This window comes from Burkholderia sp. Nafp2/4-1b (assembly GCF_003635165.1).
Taxonomy (GTDB): domain Bacteria; phylum Pseudomonadota; class Gammaproteobacteria; order Burkholderiales; family Burkholderiaceae; genus Burkholderia.
Genome location: NZ_ML058624.1, coordinates 216,775 through 236,141 on the forward strand (window position 1 = coordinate 216,775; position 19,367 = coordinate 236,141).

15 protein-coding genes are annotated in these 19,367 nt (G+C 66.1%); all 15 read right to left on the reverse strand.

The features are described from left to right. Nucleotides 1–169: 169 nt before the first annotated feature. On the reverse strand, nucleotides 170–1,849 hold the full coding sequence (locus tag C7H84_RS30855) for a SpoVR family protein (protein ID WP_121862344.1): 1,680 nt from the start codon (nucleotides 1,847–1,849) through the stop codon (nucleotides 170–172). Further along, complete coding sequence (locus C7H84_RS30860) at nucleotides 1,846–3,114, reverse strand: YeaH/YhbH family protein (RefSeq protein WP_121862345.1); 1,269 nt, start codon at nucleotides 3,112–3,114, stop codon at nucleotides 1,846–1,848. Before C7H84_RS30860 ends, C7H84_RS30855 begins: the two co-directional genes overlap by 4 nt. A gap of 125 nt (nucleotides 3,115–3,239) precedes the next feature. Continuing rightward, nucleotides 3,240–5,162 carry a PrkA family serine protein kinase gene (locus C7H84_RS30865; protein ID WP_121862346.1) on the reverse strand — a complete coding sequence of 641 codons (1,923 nt, stop codon included), beginning with the start codon at nucleotides 5,160–5,162 and terminating at the stop codon, nucleotides 3,240–3,242. A gap of 510 nt (nucleotides 5,163–5,672) precedes the next feature. Then, complete coding sequence (locus C7H84_RS30875; RefSeq protein ID WP_121862347.1) at nucleotides 5,673–7,481, reverse strand: methyl-accepting chemotaxis protein; 1,809 nt, start codon at nucleotides 7,479–7,481, stop codon at nucleotides 5,673–5,675. A gap of 277 nt (nucleotides 7,482–7,758) precedes the next feature. After that, on the reverse strand, nucleotides 7,759–8,688 hold the full coding sequence (gene rbsK / locus C7H84_RS30880) for a ribokinase (RefSeq protein ID WP_121862348.1): 930 nt from the start codon (nucleotides 8,686–8,688) through the stop codon (nucleotides 7,759–7,761). Beyond that, on the reverse strand, nucleotides 8,685–9,716 hold the full coding sequence (locus tag C7H84_RS30885) for a LacI family DNA-binding transcriptional regulator (RefSeq protein ID WP_121862349.1): 1,032 nt from the start codon (nucleotides 9,714–9,716) through the stop codon (nucleotides 8,685–8,687). Before C7H84_RS30885 ends, rbsK begins: the two co-directional genes overlap by 4 nt. Nucleotides 9,717–9,750: 34 nt before the next feature. After that, nucleotides 9,751–10,770, reverse strand: coding sequence for an ABC transporter permease (locus C7H84_RS30890; protein WP_121862350.1), 1,020 nt, complete (start codon nucleotides 10,768–10,770; stop codon nucleotides 9,751–9,753). Then, complete coding sequence (locus C7H84_RS30895) at nucleotides 10,767–12,380, reverse strand: sugar ABC transporter ATP-binding protein (protein WP_121862351.1); 1,614 nt, start codon at nucleotides 12,378–12,380, stop codon at nucleotides 10,767–10,769. The genes C7H84_RS30890 and C7H84_RS30895 overlap by 4 nt, the downstream gene beginning before the upstream one ends. 156 nt (nucleotides 12,381–12,536) lie before the next feature. Continuing rightward, nucleotides 12,537–13,487, reverse strand: a complete 951-nt coding sequence (locus C7H84_RS30900) for a sugar ABC transporter substrate-binding protein (RefSeq protein ID WP_121862352.1) — start codon at nucleotides 13,485–13,487, stop codon at nucleotides 12,537–12,539. A gap of 313 nt (nucleotides 13,488–13,800) precedes the next feature. After that, nucleotides 13,801–13,995, reverse strand: a complete 195-nt coding sequence (locus tag C7H84_RS30905) for a hypothetical protein (RefSeq protein ID WP_121862353.1) — start codon at nucleotides 13,993–13,995, stop codon at nucleotides 13,801–13,803. Between the two features lie 91 nt (nucleotides 13,996–14,086). Beyond that, nucleotides 14,087–15,013 carry a CysB family HTH-type transcriptional regulator gene (locus C7H84_RS30910; RefSeq protein WP_121862354.1) on the reverse strand — a complete coding sequence of 309 codons (927 nt, stop codon included), beginning with the start codon at nucleotides 15,011–15,013 and terminating at the stop codon, nucleotides 14,087–14,089. An 81-nt stretch (nucleotides 15,014–15,094) separates the two neighbouring features. Next, entirely contained in the window at nucleotides 15,095–16,153 is a 1,059-nt protein-coding gene (locus tag C7H84_RS30915) for a sulfate ABC transporter ATP-binding protein (RefSeq protein WP_121862355.1), read from the reverse strand. Nucleotides 16,154–16,166: 13 nt separating this feature from the next. Further along, a complete protein-coding gene (gene cysW, locus C7H84_RS30920) occupies nucleotides 16,167–17,114 on the reverse strand; it encodes a sulfate ABC transporter permease subunit CysW (protein WP_121862356.1) in 948 nt (315 codons plus the stop codon). After that, nucleotides 17,111–18,010, reverse strand: coding sequence for a sulfate ABC transporter permease subunit CysT (gene cysT / locus C7H84_RS30925; protein WP_121862357.1), 900 nt, complete (start codon nucleotides 18,008–18,010; stop codon nucleotides 17,111–17,113). Before cysT ends, cysW begins: the two co-directional genes overlap by 4 nt. 137 nt (nucleotides 18,011–18,147) lie before the next feature. Continuing rightward, entirely contained in the window at nucleotides 18,148–19,185 is a 1,038-nt protein-coding gene (locus tag C7H84_RS30930) for a sulfate ABC transporter substrate-binding protein (RefSeq protein ID WP_121862358.1), read from the reverse strand. Between the last annotated feature and the right edge of the window lie 182 nt (nucleotides 19,186–19,367).

The following is a 19,367-nucleotide window of genomic DNA, read 5'->3' on the forward strand; positions in this document are numbered from 1 at the left end:
ACGTGGCACCGGTTCCGGCGCACGGCGCTACGGGATTTTAGCGAAATGTAAAGTAACGGGCTTTCCGGGTTCGTCCGGATGTAGAAAAATTTTCTCGCGCTGCGCGTTCGTCATATGAAAACGCCAGCCGCGAGGCTGGCGTCGGATGCAAGCTATTCCCGCACGGCACTCAAACGCGCACCTCCGGCGGCACGTAGCGGCACTCGTAGCGCTTGCGCACGGTACCGGCCTCGTCGACGCTTTCCAGGAACACGTCGAACTGCCAGAGCCGCGCCATGTGCTTGAGCACTTCCTCGCTGTCGTTCGACAGATGGCGGTTGTCGGTCATGAAGTGGCGCAGCGTGAGGCTGCGGTCGCCGCGCGTGTTGACGGCCCACACCTGGATGTTCGGCTCGCGGTGATGGATGTCGTACTGCCGCGACAGCGCCTGCCGCACGTACTGGTAGCCGGATTCGTCGTGGATCGCCGACACCTCGAGCGAATCGCGCATGTCGTCGTCGAGCACCGAGAACAGCCGCATCTCGCGGATCAGGTTCGGCGACAGGTACTGCGCGATGAAGCTCTCGTCCTTGAAGTTGCGCATCGCGTAGTGCATCGCCGGCAGCCACGGGGTGCCCGCGATCTCCGGGAACCACTTGTAGTCCTCTTCCGTCGGCGCTTCGCAGATCCGGCGGATGTCGCTCATCATCGAGAAACCGAGCGCATACGGGTTGATCCCGCTGTAGTACGGCTTCGTGACGGGCGGCTGGTAGACCACGTTGCTGTGCGAATGGAGGAACTCCATCATGAAGCTGTCTTCCAGCTTGCCCTGGTTGTACAGCGTGTTCAGCAACGTGTAATGCCAGAACGTCGCCCAGCCCTCGTTCATCACCTGCGTCTGCCGCTGCGGATAGAAGTACTGGCCGATCTTGCGCACGATGCGGATCACTTCCCGCTCCCACGGCTCGAGCAGCGGTGCATTCTTCTCCGCGAAATACAGCAGGTTTTCCTGCGGCTCGGACGGATAGCGTTCTTCCTGCTCCTCCATCAGCTCCGGCTTGCGGCCCGGCAGCGTGCGCCACAGCTCGTTGACCTGCGACTGCAGATACGCCTCGCGCTCGCGGCGCAGCGCGGCCTCTTTCGACAGCGACGGTTTCTGCGGCCGCTTGTAGCGGTCGACGCCGTAGTTCATCAGCGCATGGCACGAGTCGAGCAGTTCCTCGACGCGGTCGAGCCCGTAGCGCTCCTCGCACTCGGCGACGTAGTTCTTCGCGTACACGAGGTAGTCGACGATCGCGTGCGCGTCAGTCCACAGCCGGAACAGGTAATTGCCCTTGAAGAAGGAGTTGTGCCCGTACGCCGCGTGCGCGATGACGAGCGCCTGCATCGTCATCGTGTTCTCTTCCATCAGATACGCGATGCATGGGTTCGAGTTGATGACGATTTCGTACGCGAGGCCCATCTGGCCGCGGCGATAGCTTTTCTCGGTTGCGAGGAAGTGCTTGCCGAACGACCAGTGGCGGTAGTTGACCGGCATCCCGACCGACGCGTACGCATCCATCATCTGCTCGGCGCTGATCAGTTCGAGCTGGATCGGATAGATGTCGAGCTCGTATTGCTCGGCGACCTGCGAGATGTGCGTGTCGTATTCCTCGAGCAGTTCGAACGTCCAGTCGGACGGGCAAGGCAGCGGCTTGCGTTCGGCAACGTTCATACGCGCTTCCTTCTGCCCGGCACCGGGCAAGTCGGCGGCCGGCGGCACCGGCTCGGCCTGGCCGCGTTGCTGCGATGCGGCAGGGCCGGCCTGGTCGTCGCCGGAAGGGCGCGGCGCATAGCCGCGCGACTCGTTGTGCAGATGGCGGGTCGTCATGACATTTCCACCTGCTTTTCGAACAATTCGCGAAATACGGGGTAAATATCGGCAGCCGATTCGACTTTTTTCATCGCGAGGTGCGGTTGCGACAACGCCAGTTGCGCGTACTCCAGCCACAGGTTCTGCTCTTCCGGCGCGACCTGGATATACGCGAAATACCGCGTCTTGGTGAGGATATCCTCTTCCAGCATTTTGCGACACTTCGGCGAATCGTCTGTCCAGTTGTCGCCGTCGGACGCCTGCGCACCGTAGATGTTCCATTCGGTCGGCGAGTAGCGCTCGTTCATCACCTTGCGCATCAACTCGAGCGCGCTCGACACGACGGTGCCGCCGCTTTCGGTCGAATGGAAGAAGGTGTCTTCGTCGACTTCCTCGGCGCGCGTGTGGTGACGAATGAACACGACTTCGATCCGCTCGTAGTTGCGCTTCAGGAACAGGTACAAAAGAATGAAGAAACGCTTCGCGAGATCCTTGCGCTGCTCGTCCATCGAGCCCGACACGTCCATCAGGCAGAACATCACGGCCTGGCTCGACGGTTGCGGCTGCTTCACGCGGTTGATGTAGCGCAGGTCGAACGGATCGATGAACGGAATCCGCCAGATACGCCCCTTCAGGTGATGGATCTCGGCCTCGAGCGTCGCGATTTCCGCGCGACGGTCCTCGGTGTCCTTCTTCAGCACCTCGAGCTGCGCCTCCAGCTCGCGCAGCTCGTTGACGAGCGGCGAGCCGAGCGCGATACGCCGGCCGAGCGCGCTGCGCAGCGAGCGCACGACGTCGATGTTGTTCGGCGTGCCTTCCGCCGACCAGCCCGCGCGCACGTTCTTCCAGCTCGGCACCGTCAGCAGGTGCGTCTTCACGAGGCGCGGCAGTTCGAGATCGTCGAAGAAGTACTGCATGAATTCGTCGCGCGACAGCTCGAACACGAAGTCGTCCTGCCCTTCGCCCTCGTTGCTGGCCTGACTGCCGCCGCCGCCCGAGCCGCCCTGCGGACGCGGAATCTTGTCGCCGCGCACGTAGTCTTCGTTGCCCGGGTGCACGTATTCACGACGCCCGCCCGGCGCGTGCCGGAAATTCGGCTCCGCGATGTCCTTGCGCGGGATCGTGATGCTTTGCGTGCTCTGGATATCCTTGATGCTACGGTCGCGCACCGCGTCGGACACGGCACGACGAATGTAGTTCTTGACGCGACGCAGAAAGCGTTCGCGGTTGGCGATGCTCTTGTTCTTGCCGGCCAGCCTGCGGTCGATGATTTGATGAAGCACTCCCGGTCTCCCGCTCGAAAGTCGATCTGCCGGGGCACTCGCCGCGCATGCCGTCTGCCGTCATGCGGGCGGCGCCTCTGAAGACGCCCGTACGGACTCGCCGTACGGGCGCAGTACCGCGCGCGTCATGACGACTTGCGCACGCGCAGGTACCAGTCGCAAAGCAGCCTCACCTGCTTCGGCGTATAGCCCTTCGCGACCATCCGGTTCACAAAGTCCTCATGCTTGCGCTGCTCCTCTGCCGAGCCCTTCGCGTTGAACGAAATGACCGGCAACAGTTCCTCGGTATTCGAGAACATCTTCTTCTCGATCACGACGCGCAACTTCTCGTAGCTGGTCCACACCGGATTCTTCCCGGCGTTCGCCGCCCGCGCCCGCAACACGAAGTTGACGATCTCGTTGCGGTAATCCTTCGGATTGCTGATCCCGGCCGGCTTCTCGATCTTCTCCAGCTCCGCGTTCAGCGCGGCGCGGTCGAAGCTCTCGCCCGTGTCGTGATCGCGGAATTCCTGGTCCTGGATCCAGAAGTCCGCATACGTGACGTAGCGATCGAAGATGTTCTGCCCGTATTCCGAATACGATTCGAGATAGGCGGTCTGGATCTCCTTGCCGATGAATTCCGCATAGCGCGACGCGAGCACGTCCTTCACGAACGACAGGTACTTCTGCTCGGTTTCCGGCGGGAACTGCTCGCGTTCGATCTGCTGTTCGAGCACATACATCAGGTGCACGGGGTTGGCCGCGACCTCGCTCGAATCGAAGTTGAACACGCGCGACAGGATCTTGAACGCGAAGCGTGTCGACACGCCCGTCATCCCTTCGTCCACGCCGGCGTAGTCGCGATACTCCTGGTACGACTTCGCCTTCGGATCGGTGTCCTTCAGGTTTTCGCCGTCGTACACCTGCATCTTCGAGAACAGGCTCGAATTCTCCGGCTCGTGCAGGCGCGACAGCACCGAGAACTGCGACATCATCTTCAACGTGCCCGGCGCGCACACGGCTTCGGCCAGCGACGAATTGCGGATCAGCTTCTCGTAGATCTTCGTCTCTTCCGACACGCGCAGGCAGTACGGCACCTTGACGACGAAGATCCGGTCGAGCAGTGCCTCGTTGTTGCGGTTGTTGCGGAACGCCTTCCACTCCGACTCGTTAGAGTGCGCGAGGATCACGCCGTCGAACGGGATCGCGCCGAATCCTTCGGTACCCTTGAAGTTGCCTTCCTGCGTTGCGGTCAGCAGCGGATGCAGCACCTTGATCGGCGCCTTGAACATTTCGACGAATTCGAGCAGGCCCTGGTTGGCGAGACACAGGCCGCCCGAGTAGCTGTACGCATCGGCGTCGTCCTGCGCGTACTGTTCGAGCTTGCGGATATCGACCTTGCCGACGAGCGACGAGATGTCCTGGTTGTTCTCGTCGCCAGGCTCCGTCTTCGCGATGCCGATCTGCCGGAGGATCGACGGATAGCGGCGCACCACGCGGAACTGACGGATGTCGCCGTTGTATTCGTGCAGGCGCTTGACCGCCCACGGACTCAGGATGCTCTTCAGGTAGCGGCGCGGAATGCCGTATTGCTCTTCGAGGATCGGGCCGTCTTCGTCGTAGTCGAACAGCCCGAGCGGCGATTCGTTGACGGGCGAACCCTTCAGCGCATAGAACGGCACGCGCTCCATCAGTTGCTTCAGGCGCTCGGCGATCGACGACTTGCCGCCGCCCACCGGGCCGAGCAGGTAGAGGATCTGCTTCTTCTCTTCGAGGCCCTGCGCAGCGTGGCGGAAGTATGCGACCACCTGCTCGATCACTTCCTCCATTCCGTAGAACTCACGGAACGCGGGATAGACCTTGATAACCTTGTTCGCGAAGATCCGCGACAGGCGCGGGTCGTTGCGAGTGTCGATCTGTTCGGGTTCCCCGATTGCAGCCAGCATGCGTTCGCCCGCCGTGGCATACGCTGACGGATCGTTCTTGCAGAGCGCGAGATACTCCTCCAGCGAGAGCTCTTCCTCTCGCGTTTTTTCGAAGCGGTTCGCGAAGCTGCTGTAAATATCCATGCTACCTCCCTCGCCTGAGTCTGAAGACGTGCCTGCCTTCCTACGACTGCGCAGAAGCAAGCGCGTTCGAATTCATCCTAAACCCTTTCTTATTTTTTTTCACGAACTCTTCGTATGAAGTTCGTCATTCTCGACAACACCGCTTGGACAACGCATTTCCTCGCTTTACAATCGATCTCCCGTGTCGCAGAAACTGCATCCGCCACGTCTCGTCGAGCATCGAATCGTCTCGTGCGTTGGACATCTGCGACGTCGTCGCCCTCCCTTCGTTCTTCCCTGCATTCCTATACGTTCGAGCGCACGTGTGCGATGACATGACACGTGCGCCGTTACAAATTTTTTTCGCATCTTGCACAGTGCCGCCGCGCACGAGTGGGCCGGCACGACACGCGGCGATGTTCGATCGTTCGCGCGCGGCTGACATATCCAGTCGACCGCGAAAACGACGACGCCCGCATGCCGCGGGCGTCGAGCGCTACCAAATGGGGATAGATGCGCGGTGCACGCGAATCAGAACGTCTCCCAATCGTCGCCGCCGGCGGCAGCCGCAACCGCCGCCTGTGCTGGCGCGGCGGAAGCGGCTACGGGTTTGCGAGCAGACGTAGCAATTGCCGTGCGCTTCGCCGGTGCCTCGCGAATGTCACGGGCGTCACGGGCGTCACGGGCGCCGGCCGATGCGCCCGATGCGGACGTCGTGACCGGCGCGGCAACCGGCGCGGGCATCGCACGCGGCGTTTGCCGCGCCGCAACGGCGGCGGCAGGCCGGCCGCCCGCTTCGTCGTCGATCCGGAACACCGACGTCGCTTCGCGCAGCCGCGCGGCCTGCTCGTCGAGCGATTGCGCGGCGGCCGCCGCTTCCTCGACGAGCGCGGCGTTCTGCTGCGTGACTTCGTCCATCTGCGCGACCGCGCGCGCGACCTGGTCGATGCCGCCGCTCTGCTCTTCCGACGCGGCCGCGATTTCGCCCATGATGTCGGTCACGCGCTGCACTGCGCTGATCACATCGCTCATCGTGCGGCCGGCTTCGTCGACCAGCGTCGACCCGGTGCGGATGCGGTCCACCGACGCGTCGATCAGCACCTTGATCTCCTTGGCCGCGCTCGACGAACGCTGCGCGAGGCTGCGCACCTCGCCCGCGACGACCGCGAACCCGCGCCCTTCCTCGCCGGCGCGCGCCGCCTCGACGGCCGCGTTCAGCGCCAGGATGTTGGTCTGGAACGCGATGCCCTCGATGATCGCGATGATGTCCGCGATCTTCGCGGAGCTGTCGTTGATCTCGCCCATCGTGCCGACCACCTGGCCGACCACCGTATTGCCCTTGTTTGCAATCTCCGATGCATTCGCGGCCAGCGAGCTTGCCTGCCGTGCATTGTCCGCGTTCTGCTTCACGGTGCCGGTCAGCTGCTCCATGCTCGACGCGGTTTCCTGCAGCGCCGAGGCCTGTTCTTCCGTGCGCGACGACAGGTCGATGTTGCCGGCGGCGATCTGCCGCGCCGCGGTCGCGATCGACTCGCTGCCGCCGCGTACCGTGCGCACCGTGTCGATCAGGCCGCGCTGCATCTTCGCGAGCCCGTCGAGGAGCTGGCCCATTTCGTCGCGCCGATGCACGACGACCGAGCGGCGCAGGTCGCCCGCGGCGATCGCGTCGAAATGCGCGAGCGCGTCCGCGAGCGGACGGCCGATCGCACGGCTCAACGTCAGCCATGACAGCACCGCGGCGATCAGGCCCGCTGCCAGCACGGCGATCGACAGCACCCGCAGCGTTTCATACACCGATTCCGCATGGTTGAAGGTCGCGTCGGCGTCGGTGAACTGGAAATTGCGCAGCGCTTCGCCCGCCGTCGCGAGATCGCTGTAGCGCGCCTGGAGTTCCTTGGCGCCCTCGCCGATGCGGTCATGGTCGCCCGTCGCCACCGTGCTGCCGAACGCGTCGCAACTGCGCTGCAGCACCTGTCGCTTCGCGGCGACGTCCTGCGCGAGCCGGTCTTCCGCCGGCCCGCGCGGCAGCGCAAGGTACTTCTGCCACCACGTGTCGGACTGCGCGCGCATCGCACGGCTGCGCTCCACCGCGGCGGCGGCGTCCGCCGTGCCGGCCAGCAGCGCGGCGCGATCGAGCGCCAGGCGCTCGCGCGCCGCATACATTTCTGCCATGGCCACGTTGACCGCGCTCGGCATCTGGTTCGTGAAAATATCGCGCGTCGCGTCGTTCGAGCGCGTCATCCCGTACACGCCGAGCACGCCGATCACCCCAAGCAGTACCGCGAGAAACGCCATCGTCAAACCGATGCGCGCACGTATCGTCAGGTTTCCGATCACCATCATTCTTCCTGTGTTGCGTCGTCATGGACGGGCCTGGCCCGTTTTTCGAAACAGTGTTTCGCTCCGATGTTTTTACGACCGCCTGCCGCGCAACTTGATGGTATTGACAACAATTTTTCAGCGATTCCCCAGTTCATTGCAGATCATTGAATAATGGGGGCGAAACGATCCGGCCCGCCGGTATAAAGGCGGCCGCAAGCATCGTTTGCGGGCCATTGAGGGTGCGGTCGCCGGCCGCCTGCTGGCGCAGGTGCCGGCCGCGATGGATGATCCAGCCCTATCGGGCCAGTTCGGCGAGCGTGGGAATCGACGGCTGCGCGCCGGCGCGCGTGACCGATAGTGCCGCTGCGCGTTGCGCGAAGCGGATCGCGGTGTCGACGTCCTCGCCGGCCGCGAGCCGCGCGGCGAAACCGCCGATGAAGGTATCGCCGGCCGCGGTCGTGTCGACCGCCTGCACGACGGGCGCCGGATAGTGGCGCGCGGCGCCGTCGGCCGCGAGCGCGAGCACGCCGCGTGCGCCGAGCGTGATCAGCACGTTGCGCGCGCCGGCCGCCTGCAGCGCGCGTGCCGCGGCTTCCGCGTCGGCCGGGTCGCGCACCGGCAGGCCGGTGAGCGCGGCCGCCTCGACCTCGTTCGGGATCAGGTAATCGACGAGCGGCAGCCAGCCGTCCGGCAGCGGCGCCACTGCCGGCGCCGGATTGAGCACCACGGTGCGGCCGAGCCGCCGCCCGGCCGACAGCGCCGCGAATACGGCGTCCGGCGGCGTCTCGAGCTGGCAGATCAGCACGTCGGTCGCGGCGAGCGCCGCGTCGTGCTGCGCCACCGTTGCGGCCGTGACTTCGCCGTTGCCGCCCGCGACGATCACGATCGTGTTCTGGCTCGCATCGTCGACGACGATCAGCGCGACGCCGGTCGACGCCGCCGCGCTGGTCGCGAGTCGCGAGCAATCGATCCCTTCGGCCGCGAGGCCGGCGCGCAGCGCGGTGCCGTGCGCATCCGCGCCGACGCAGCCGATCATCGTGACCTGGGCGCCGAGCCGCGCGGCCGCGACCGCCTGATTGCCGCCCTTGCCGCCCGCCGCCTGCGCGTACGCGTGGCCGGCGAGCGTTTCGCCCGGCACCGGCAGCCGCGGCGCCCGCACGACGAGATCCATGTTGAGGCTGCCGACCACCGTCACGCGGCCGGCGCCTGCGTTGCGCGCCGTCATGGGCGACCGCCCGGCACACCCGGTTCGCGATAGACCGCCGTCGATTCGCGCAGCACCAGACGCGGCGACACGACGCGGCGGCGGCTCGGCGCGGCCGTCGAGCCGCCGCCGATCCGCTCGATCAGCGTCTGCGCGGCCATTTCGCCGAGCGCGCGCACCGACTGGCCGACCGTCGATAGCGCCGGATACGTGTAGCGCGAGAATTCGATGTCGTCGAAGCCGATGATCGAGCAGTCGTCCGGCACGCGCAAGCCGCGCTCGGCCGCCGCGCGCAGCGCGCCGACGCCCATCAGGTCGTTGCCGGCGAAAATCGCGCTCGGGTGCACCGACTCGAACAGCCGCGACGCCGCGTGATAGCCGCCGAGGCACGAGAAATCGCTTTCCGCGATCGCGCCCGGCACGATGTCGATCCCGCGCTCGGCCATCGCGCGGATGAAGCCGTGCACGCGCATCGCGCTGACGGCCGTATCGGTCGGCCCGGTGATGCAGCCGATCTTCGCGTGCCCGAGTTCGAGCAGGTGACGCGTCGCAAGGTAGGCGCCGCGTTCGTGGTCGATCTGTACGAGGTCGGCCGCGAGCCCTTCGATGTTGCGGTCGACGACGACGAGCGGCGCGTGCGCGTCCGCGAGCGTCTGCGCGAGCACCGCGTCCTCGCCGGCCGACGCGACGATCAGCCCGTCGATGCGCTTTTCCTGCAGCACGCGCAGGTAATTGCGCTGCTTCACGGGATCGTCGTCCGAGTTGCAGAAGAACACGCAATAGCCGTTGGCCGCGCATTGATCCTCGATGCCGCGTGCGAGTTCCGCGAAGTACGGATTCGTGCTGTTCGGCACGACGAGGCCGATCGTCGCCGTCGAGCGTGCCTTCAGCGAGCGCGCCACGGCCGATGGCACGTAGTTCAGCTCGCGGATCGCGCCCTCGACCTTCGCACGCACATCCGCGGACACCGGCCGCGAATTGTTCACCACGTGCGAGACGGTCGTAAACGACACGCCCGCCATGGCCGCCACATCCTTGATCGTCGCCATTTCCCGTTCTCTCTGGTCTGCTTTCTGTGTAGTTCTACCGGGCGCGGGCGCGCCGGCTGCGATACGTATCGAGCACGACCGCCACCACGATCACCGCCCCGGTGATGATCCGTTTGGTCGGCTCGTTCGCGCCGATCTGCGCGAGCCCGGCGGCCAGCACCGAGATGATCAACACGCCGAAAAACGTGCTGATCACCGAGCCGCGCCCGCCCATCAGGCTCGTGCCGCCGATCACGACGGCTGCGATCACCTGCAGTTCGAGGCCCACGCCCGCGTTCGGGTCGGCGGCCTCGAGCCGCGAAATCTGGAACAGCGACGCGAGCCCCGCGAGCGCGCCCATCAGTGCGAATACGAGGATTTTATACGGCCTCGGGTTAACCCCGGCAAGCCGCACGGCCTCCTCATTCGTGCCGATCCCGACGAGATAGCGCCCGAACACGGTCCGCGTGAGCACGAACTGCGCGGCGATCATCACCGCGACCGCGATCAGGAACGCCGGCGAGATGCCGAGCGCGATCGGATTCGACAGAAAATCGAACGCGTCGCCGATATAGGCCGTGCGCGAATTCGTCAGCTGGTACGCGACGCCGCGCGCGGCCTCCAGCACGCCGAGCGACACGATGAACGACGGGATCCGCCAGCCGACCGTGATAGCGCCCGTCAACGAGCCGGTCACGGTCGCGACCGCGATCCCGATCAGCGCGGCCGGCAGCGGCCCCCACTGCCATTTCAGCGCGGCCACGCTGACCATCGACGCCGCCAGCGCGAGCACCGAGCCGACCGACAGGTCGATGCCGGCGATGATTAGCACGAAGGTCATCCCCACCGACATCACGACGAGATCGGGGATCTGGTTTGCGATCGTACTGAACGTATCGTAGGTCAGGAAGTGCGAGCTCAGCGTCGAGAACAGCACGATCATCGCGGCGAGCGCGCCGGCCAGCCCGAGATAGTTCGACACGCCGAGCCGCGTGCCGGACAGCGTGCGCGCGCGGCGCCCCGTCACGGTGTCTTGCGCGCCTGCGTCGCTCGGGGAAACGGGAGGCTGGGTCATGGCTGTCGTCCTGTCGTCGAAGTGCCGGAAGCCGCGCGCGCCGCCGCTCCCGCTTCCGGATGCCGCGAGCCTGCGGGCAGCGCTTCACGGCCGAAGCCGGCGAACGCCGCGGCCAGCAGCGCATCCTGGGTCCAGTTGCCGCGTTCGAACACGGCGGTCATGCGGCCGGCCGACATCACGCCGATCCGGTCGCAGATCAGCATCAGCTCGCGCAGGTCGCTCGAGACGACCACCAGCGCGCGGCCTTCGCGCGCCAGCGCGCCCATCAGCGTATAGATTTCGAATTTGGCGCCGACGTCGATCCCGCGAGTCGGCTCGTCGAACAGCAGCACGCCCATGTCGCGCGCGAGCCAGCGGCCGATCACGACCTTCTGCTGGTTGCCGCCCGACAGCTCGCCGACCGTCTGCGCGGCGCCGTGCGTGCGAATCCGCAACGCGTCGATCTGCTGCTCGGCGAGCGCCGTCTCGCGCGCCGTGTCGACGATGCCGCCGCGCGCGAGCCGATCGAGCTGGCCGAGCGACACGTTCGAGGTGACCGACTGCGACAGCAGCAGCCCTTCGCCCTTGCGGTCCTCGGTGATCAGCGCGATGCCGTGCTTCACCGCGTCGACCGGCGAGCCGATGTGCGCGGGCTTCAACGGATCGCCGACCGCGATCATCCCGGCGTCCGGCGTATCCGCGCCGTAGATGAGCCGCAGCAGTTCGGTGCGCCCCGCGCCGATCAGCCCCGAGATGCCGAAGATTTCGCCCGCGCGCACCTCGAGCGACACGTCCTGCACCGCGGTGCCGCGTGTCATGCCCGACACGACGAGCCGCGGCGCGCCGATCCGGCGCGTGCCGAGATCGATGTGCTCGCCGATCTCGCGCCCGACCATCAGCGTGACGAGCCCGTCGGACGTCGTCGCGGCCATGTCCCCGACGTGCACCAGCCGGCCGTCGCGCAGCACCGCGACGCGCTCGGCGACGCGCGCGAGTTCCTCGAGCCGGTGCGAGATATAGACGATCGCCACGCCGCGCGCCTTCAGCCGATCGATCTGTTCGAACAGCAGCTCGACCTCGCGCGCGGTCAGCATCGCGGTCGGCTCGTCGAGGATCAGCACGCGACAGTCGCCGATCAGGTTGCGCGCGATCTCGACCATCTGCTGATGGCCGATGCCGAGCGCACCGACCGGCGTATCGGGGTCGACCGCGTCGAGCCCGACCTGCGCCATCGCGGCACGCGCATCGTCGCGCAGCCGCGCGCGATCGATGATGCCGAAGCGTCGCGGCAGGCGATTCAGAAACAGGTTTTCGGCGACCGTCAGCGTCGGCAGCAGGTTCAGCTCCTGCATCACCATGCGCACGCCGAGCGCCTCGGCCTGCGTGCGGCTCGCCGGCGCATAGGGCTCGCCGCCCAGTTGCATCGTGCCGGTCGTCGGGTCGACGAGCCCGCCGATGATCTTCGACAGCGTGCTCTTGCCGGCGCCGTTCTCGCCCGTCAGCGCGAGCGCCTGACCCGGCACGAGCGTCAGCGTGACGTCGGCGAGCACGGGTTCGGCGTAGGTCTTGCCGACGCCGGAGACGGACAGCACCGGAACGGCTGAACGGGTGGGTTGGAAGGTCGGTTCCATCGCGATCCTGGTTGCGGCCGCGCGCACGCGGCGCGCGGGTATGACGCTCACAAGTGCATTCGCATGCAGTGGCCGTGATCGCGCTCACTCCGTATAACGGCCACCGGCCCCGATTCTTGAGGCATTCTTGAGGCCGGCGGCCGCGACGGGGCGGCGTTACTTCGTCACGAGATCCACCGGCGTCTCGACCACGCCCGACATGTCGGCCTGCTTGCGATGCTCGGCGATCGCCTTGAGCGCCGTGTCGATGCCGAACACGGCCTGCTTCGCCGCGTACTGATCGGCGGTCGCGAGCACGCGGCCATCCTTCAGCATCGGCTTGATCGCGTTGATGTTGTCGTAGCCGACCACGAATACTTTGCCCTGCTTGCCTGCCGCGCGCACGGCCGATACGGCGCCGACCGCCATGTTGTCGTTGCCGCACAGCAGCGCGCGCAGGTTCGGGTATTCGTTCAGCATCGCGGACGCGACCGCGTTGCCCTTGTCGATTTCCCATTCGCCCGACTGCACCGACACGACCTTCATCCCGCCTGCCTTCATCGCATCCTGGAAGCCGGCCGTGCGCTGCTGCGCGTTGGTCGTCGTCGACACGCCTTCGAGGATGCCGACCTGGTCGCCCGCCTTCAGCCGCTTCGCGAGGTAGTCGCCGATCTTGCGCGCGCCCTTGCGGTTATCGGGGCCGACGAACGGCACGTTCAGGTTCTTCGACTTCAGCACGTCGGGGTCGAGCCGATTGTCGATGTTCACGACGATGATGCCCGCGTCGACCGCCTTCTTCACGACCGGCACGAGCGCCTTCGAATCGGCCGGCGCGAGCACGATCGCATCGACCTTCGACACGATCATCTGCTCGACGATGCGAATCTGGTTCGCGGTGTCGGTCTCGTCCTTGATGCCGTTCGTGATCAGGTCGAACTGGCCGGCGTTGTGCTTCTGGTATTCCTTCGCGCCGGTTTCCATCGTCAGGAAGAACTCGTTGGCGAGCGACTTCATCACGAGCGCGACCTTCGGCTTGGCCGTAGACTGCGCATGGACGGCCGGGGCGGCAGCGACCGCGACGGCGGCAAGCGCGGCGGTCAGGAAGCGACGGCGAAAGCGGACATTCATACACATCTCCTGGCGACTGGCCCGACGGGGCCGGATTGTTGTTTTAATGTGAGCAAACGTTTGCGCCACACTACCCGAGCATTGGCCATCGATGCTGCTTGTCGGTACCACGGAATGGAAGCGAGGCAGACGGCCGACTGCCTGGCGCGTGCTGTCGTCGACGCGCCACCGCCGGCGAGGGCGCCGGCGGAGTGAAGGCTATGCTGTACCGTTTCGGTGCGACGCGCAACCCGTCTGATCAATATTTAAGGGTTTATTCGGAGCACACGATTGCGCGTGTCGATTGCGGCGCGTTACGGCGTGCGGGTGTGCGTCATGCCGGGTTGCGCGGCGCGGCTTCGTCGCGATCATCCGCCGGTGGCTCGCCGAAGCGATACATCGTCGCAACGACGTATTCGAATCCGCCGCCTTTGTTTTTCTGTGAATTGGCGAATACGTGATGGGCGCCTTTGGCGGCAGCCCGATATTCCGCGGCGGCGTCGATCGAAGCTTCGACGCGCCGGCACACGATGACGGCACGAAGCCGGGTGTCACGATGTGCCGTTGCGGCACGTCCGGCGGCCGGCGTATGCCGCGCCGCCGGAGCGTCACCGTGGAACTCAGACCGCTTCGCGCAGCAGCCCCGCGATTTCCGCTTCGTTCAGGTGCGGCGCGAACATCTCGATCAGCCGGTACGCATACGCGCGCAGGAACGCACCCTTGCGCAACCCGACGCGCGTCGTGCTCGCCTCGAACAGATGCTGTGTGTCGAGCGCGACGAGGCCGGTGTCACGCTGCGGATCGAACGCCATCGCCGCGACGACGCCGATCCCCATCCCGAGTTCGACGTAGGTCTTGATCACGTCCGCGTCGATCGCGGTCAGCACGACGTCGGGCACCGCGCCGGCCTGCGTGAACGCCTGGTCGATGTGCGAGCGGCCCGTGAAGTCCTGGTCGTACGTGATGATCGGGTACTCGGCGATTTCCTCGAGCGTCAGGTTCTCGCGGCCGACGAGCGGATGTCCCTTCGGCACGACGACCGTGTGGTGCCACGAATAGCACGGGAACGTGACGATGTCCGGATAGCGATCGAGCGCCTCGGTCGAGATGCCGAGATCGGCTTCGCCGTTCAGGATCATCTGCGCGATCTGCTGCGGGCTGCCCTGGCGCAGCGCGAGATGCACCTTCGGGAACACTTCGGTGAACTGGCGGATCACCTTCGGCAGCGCGTAGCGCGCCTGCGTGTGGGTCGTCGCGACGACGAGGTGGCCGCTGTCCTGGTCCGCGAACTGGCGCGCGACGCGGCGCAGGTTCTCCGCATCGAGCAGCATCCGCTCGATCAGCTGGTGCACGGCCTTGCCCGGCTCCGTGAGCCCGGTGAGCCGCTTGCCGCGCCGGATGAAGATGTCGACGCCCAGTTCGTCCTCGAGATCCTTGATCTGCTTCGACACGCCGGACTGCGACGTGTACAGCACGTTCGCGACTTCCGTCAGGTTCATGTTCTGGCGCACGGCTTCACGCACGAAACGCAATTGCTGGAAATTCATGGGTTTGCCTCTTAGGCTGTCGTTGTTCGAATGTCGATTCGGGGCGATGTCCGCCCTCTTCTCTTTGGCCCGGTTCCGGTGTCAGTGTGCGGGAAAGACGCGCACTGCGCGCGGCACCGCCGTCGCGCCATCGCCCACCTGCAACGCGAGCGCGCGCCACGCGTCGCGATCGAGTTCCGCTTCGAGCGCGCCACCCGTGCGCGCCTCGAGCTCGACCCGCACCGAACCGCCGAGCGGGATCACGCGGCGCACGTCGACCGCGATGCCGTCGCGATGACCTTCGCCGGCCGGCCACAGCTGCAAGTCGTGCGGCCGCACGTACGCGTTCGCGGGGCCGGCGAAATCGGCATCGACCTCGATCGGCGCAGCCGCGCCCTGGGCGACGAAGCCGCGCCCGGCGACCGTGCCCGGCAGCCGGTTCGCCGCGCCGAGGAACTCGTACACGAACGCGCTTTGCGGATGATCGTAGACGTCCTGCGGGCTGCCGACCTGCTCCACGTGACCGCGGTTCAGCACGACGATGCGGTCGGCCACTTCCAGCGCCTCCTCCTGGTCGTGCGTGACGAAGATCGTCGAGATGTGCAGATCGTCGTGCAGGCGGCGCAGCCAGCCGCGCAGCTCCTTGCGCACCTTCGCGTCGAGCGCGCCGAACGGCTCGTCGAGCAGCAGCACCTTCGGTTCGACCGCCAGCGCGCGGGCCAGCGCGATCCGCTGGCGCTGGCCGCCCGACAGCTCGGACGGATAGCGCTGCGCGAGCCAGTCGAGCTGCACGAGCTTCAGCAGCTCATGCACCTTTTCGCGGATCACGGCTTCCGACGGCCGCTCGCGGCGCGGCTTCACGCGCAGCCCGAACGCGACGTTCTCGAACACGGTCATGTGGCGGAACAGCGCGTAATGCTGGAACACGAAGCCGACCTGGCGCTCGCGCGCGCCGACCGACGCGACGTCGAGCCCCTGCAGCACGACCTGGCCGGCGTCCGCGTGCTCGAGGCCCGCGATCACGCGCAGCAGCGTGGTCTTGCCGCAGCCGGACGGCCCCAGCAGCGCGACGAGCTCGCCCGCCGGGAAGTCGAGCGACACGTTGTCGAGCGCGGTGAAATCGCCGAAGCGCTTCTGAAGATGACGGACGGTGATACCCATTCTGGTTGCCTCTTTACGATTTCGACGAATTGGCGGCGACGGGGCCGGCATGAGCGGGAACGTCATCGCGTGCGCCGGCCAGTTCGGCGGCAAGATGACGCTCGGCGAGCAGCTTCAGCGCGAGCGTGACGAGCGCGAGCAGCGCCAGCACCGACGCCACCGCGAAGGCCGCCGCGAAGTTGTATTCGTTGTACAGAATCTCGACGTGCAGCGGCATCGTGTCGGTCACGCCGCGGATGTGGCCGGACACGACCGACACCGCGCCGAACTCGCCCATCGCGCGCGCGTTGCACAGGATCACGCCGTACAGCAGGCCCCACTTCACGTTCGGCAGCGTCACGCGCCGGAAGATCTGCCAGCCCGACGCGCCGAGCACGCGCGCGGCCTCTTCCTCGTCGGTGCCCTGCGCCTGCATCAGCGGGATCAGCTCGCGCGCGACGAACGGGAACGTGACGAAGATCGTCGCGAGCACGATGCCCGGCACCGCGAAGATGATCTGCACGTCGTGGGCCTGCAGCCACGGGCCGAACCAGCCCTGCGCGCCGAACAGCAGCACGTACACGAGGCCCGAGATCACCGGCGACACCGAGAACGGCAGGTCGATCAGCGTGGTCAGCAACGCCTTGCCGCGGAATTCGAACTTCGCGATCGCCCACGACGCGCACACGCCGAACACGAGATTCAGCGGCACCGCGATCACGGCGACGGTCAGCGTCAGCTTGATCGCCGACCACGCGTCGGGATCGGCGAGCGATTCGAGATAGAAGCCGACACCCTTGCGCAGCGCCTCGAAGAACACCGCGGCGAGCGGCACGACGAGGAAGAACGCGAGGAACACCAGCGCGACGCCGATCAGCAGCCAGCGCACGGCGCGCGGCTCGCTGACGGGGTCGAGCTGCTTCGCGGCGCGCGTGCGCGCGGCGGACGGGTTGTTCAGCACGACGGTGGACTCCTGGCTCATTGCTGGGCTCCTGCGGTGCTCGCGGCAACGGTGACGGCCGCAGGCGCGGGCCCGCTCGCGCCCTTGCTCGTCCTGCGCTGCAGATACCATTGCAGCGTGTTGATCAGCAGCAGCATCAGGAACGACACGACCAGCATCACGACCGCCAGCGCGGTCGCGCCTGCGTAGTCGTACTGTTCGAGTTTCGTGATGATCAGCAGCGACGTGATCTCGGACTTCATCGGCACGTTGCCGGCGATGAAGATCACCGACCCGTATTCGCCGAGCGCGCGCGCGAACGACAGCGCGAAGCCGGTGAGCAGCGCCGGCAGCACGGACGGCAGCACCACGCGGCGGAACGTCAGCCAGCGCGACGCGCCGAGGCACGCGGCGGCCTCTTCCTGCTCGCGCTCGAAATCCTCGAGCACCGGCTGCACGGTGCGCACGACGAACGGCAGCCCGATGAAGGTCAGCGCGACCAGCACGCCGATCGGCGTGAACGCGATCTTGATGCCGAACGGCGCAAGATACTGGCCGATCCAGCCGTTGGTCGCATAGACGGCCGCGAGCGAGATGCCGGCGACCGACGTCGGCAGCGCGAACGGCAGGTCGACGATCGCGTCGACGAGGCGCTTGAACGGGAACGTGTAGCGCACCAGCACCCACGCGACGAGAAAGCCGAACACGGCGTTGATGACGGCGCCGCCCAGGGCGGACGCGAACGTCAGCCGGTACGACGCGAGCACGCGCGGCGACGTGACGGCGGTGACGAACTGGTCCCACGACAGCGTCGCGGTCTTCAGGAACGTGGCGGCGAGCGGGATCAGCACCACGAGGCTCAAATAGGCCACCGTGATGCCGAGCGTCACGCCGAAACCGGGCAGCGCGCTCGGCTTGCGAAAGGTGTACGTCGTCATCGGATGCTCTTGCTGGGTCGATGCTGCTCACGGGTCCGACGCAAACGCCGGCGCCGAGAATTCTCGCGCCGGCGGCCCGTCGGGGATGCGGCGCGCTGTCGTGGCGCGCCGCTGTCGTTATGGTGTGACTGCGTGCGTTACTGCGGCTTGTAGATCGAATCGAACACGCCGCCGTCTGCGAAATGCGTCTTCTGCGCATTCGTCCAGCCGCCGAACGTGTCGTCGACCGTGTACAGCTTCAGCTTCGGGAACTGCTTCGTCAGCTCCGCCGGCACGTTCTTCGAACGCGGACGGTAGTAGTTGCGCGCCGCGATCTCCTGGCCCTGCGGGCTGTACAGGAAGTTCAGGTAAGCCTCGGCCAGCTTGCGCGTGCCCTTCTTGTCGACCACCTTGTCGACCACCGCGACGGGCGGCTCGGCCAGGATGCTCACCGACGGCACGACGATCTCGAACTTGTCGGGGCCGAATTCCTTGATCGACAGGAACGCCTCGTTCTCCCACGCGATCAGCACGTCGCCGATCCCGCGCTGCACGAAGCTCGTCGTCGCGCCGCGCGCGCCCGAATCGAGTACGCCGGCGTTCTTGTAGAGCTTCGTCACGAATTCCTTCGCGCTCTGCTCGTTGCCGCTCGGCTTGTGAACCGCGTACGCCCACGCGGCCAGGTAGTTCCAGCGTGCACCGCCCGAGGTCTTCGGGTTCGGCGTGACGATCGAGACGCCCGGCTTGGTCAGGTCGTCCCAGTCCTTGATCCCCTTCGGATTGCCCTTGCGCACCAGGAACACGATCGTCGACGTGTACGGCGATGCGTTGTCGGGCAGGCGCTTTTGCCAGTCCTTGTTGACGAGACCCTTGTTCGCGAGCGCGTCGATGTCGTAAGCGAGCGCCAGCGTGACGACGTCGGCCTGCAGCCCGTCGAGCACCGAGCGCGCCTGGGCGCCCGAGCCGCCATGCGACTGCTTGAAGTTGACCGTCTCGCCCGTCTTCGCCTTCCACTCCTTGCCGAACGCCTGGTTGAAGTCCTGATACAGCTCGCGCGTCGGGTCGTACGACACGTTCAGGAACGTCGTATCGGCCTGGGCATGCGTTGCGACGCCCAGCGCCGCCGCCGCGCCCAGCGCGAGTGTTGCGATCAGGCGGCCCACTCCGCCCACCAGCCCCGTATTGCGCTTCGCCATCCTTGGTTCTCCAGTGTTGTCGGTACTGCGATGTCGGGCCAGTCTATCGAACGGGTTACATGATTAAAAATAATCGTTCCTTATTTTTTAATACCCAAAAGTGCTAACGCAGACGGGACGGACGGTTGCGGCAGACAAACCGGCGCCGGGGCGTCACGAAATCACCTCGGAACGGGCGCGAT

Coding starts and splice junctions, on each gene's coding strand:
- C7H84_RS30855 (WP_121862344.1), bottom strand. CDS start 1,849: ATGACGACCCGCCATCTGCACAACGAGTCGCGCGGCTATGCGCCGCGC.
- C7H84_RS30865 (WP_121862346.1), bottom strand. CDS start 5,162: ATGGATATTTACAGCAGCTTCGCGAACCGCTTCGAAAAAACGCGAGAG.
- C7H84_RS30875 (WP_121862347.1), bottom strand. CDS start 7,481: ATGGTGATCGGAAACCTGACGATACGTGCGCGCATCGGTTTGACGATG.
- rbsK (WP_121862348.1), bottom strand. CDS start 8,688: ATGACGGCGCGCAACGCAGGCGCCGGCCGCGTGACGGTGGTCGGCAGC.
- C7H84_RS30885 (WP_121862349.1), bottom strand. CDS start 9,716: ATGGCGACGATCAAGGATGTGGCGGCCATGGCGGGCGTGTCGTTTACG.
- C7H84_RS30890 (WP_121862350.1), bottom strand. CDS start 10,770: ATGACCCAGCCTCCCGTTTCCCCGAGCGACGCAGGCGCGCAAGACACC.
- C7H84_RS30895 (WP_121862351.1), bottom strand. CDS start 12,380: ATGGAACCGACCTTCCAACCCACCCGTTCAGCCGTTCCGGTGCTGTCC.
- C7H84_RS30900 (WP_121862352.1), bottom strand. CDS start 13,487: ATGAATGTCCGCTTTCGCCGTCGCTTCCTGACCGCCGCGCTTGCCGCC.
- C7H84_RS30910 (WP_121862354.1), bottom strand. CDS start 15,013: ATGAATTTCCAGCAATTGCGTTTCGTGCGTGAAGCCGTGCGCCAGAAC.
- C7H84_RS30915 (WP_121862355.1), bottom strand. CDS start 16,153: ATGGGTATCACCGTCCGTCATCTTCAGAAGCGCTTCGGCGATTTCACC.
- cysW (WP_121862356.1), bottom strand. CDS start 17,114: ATGAGCCAGGAGTCCACCGTCGTGCTGAACAACCCGTCCGCCGCGCGC.
- cysT (WP_121862357.1), bottom strand. CDS start 18,010: ATGACGACGTACACCTTTCGCAAGCCGAGCGCGCTGCCCGGTTTCGGC.
- C7H84_RS30930 (WP_121862358.1), bottom strand. CDS start 19,185: ATGGCGAAGCGCAATACGGGGCTGGTGGGCGGAGTGGGCCGCCTGATC.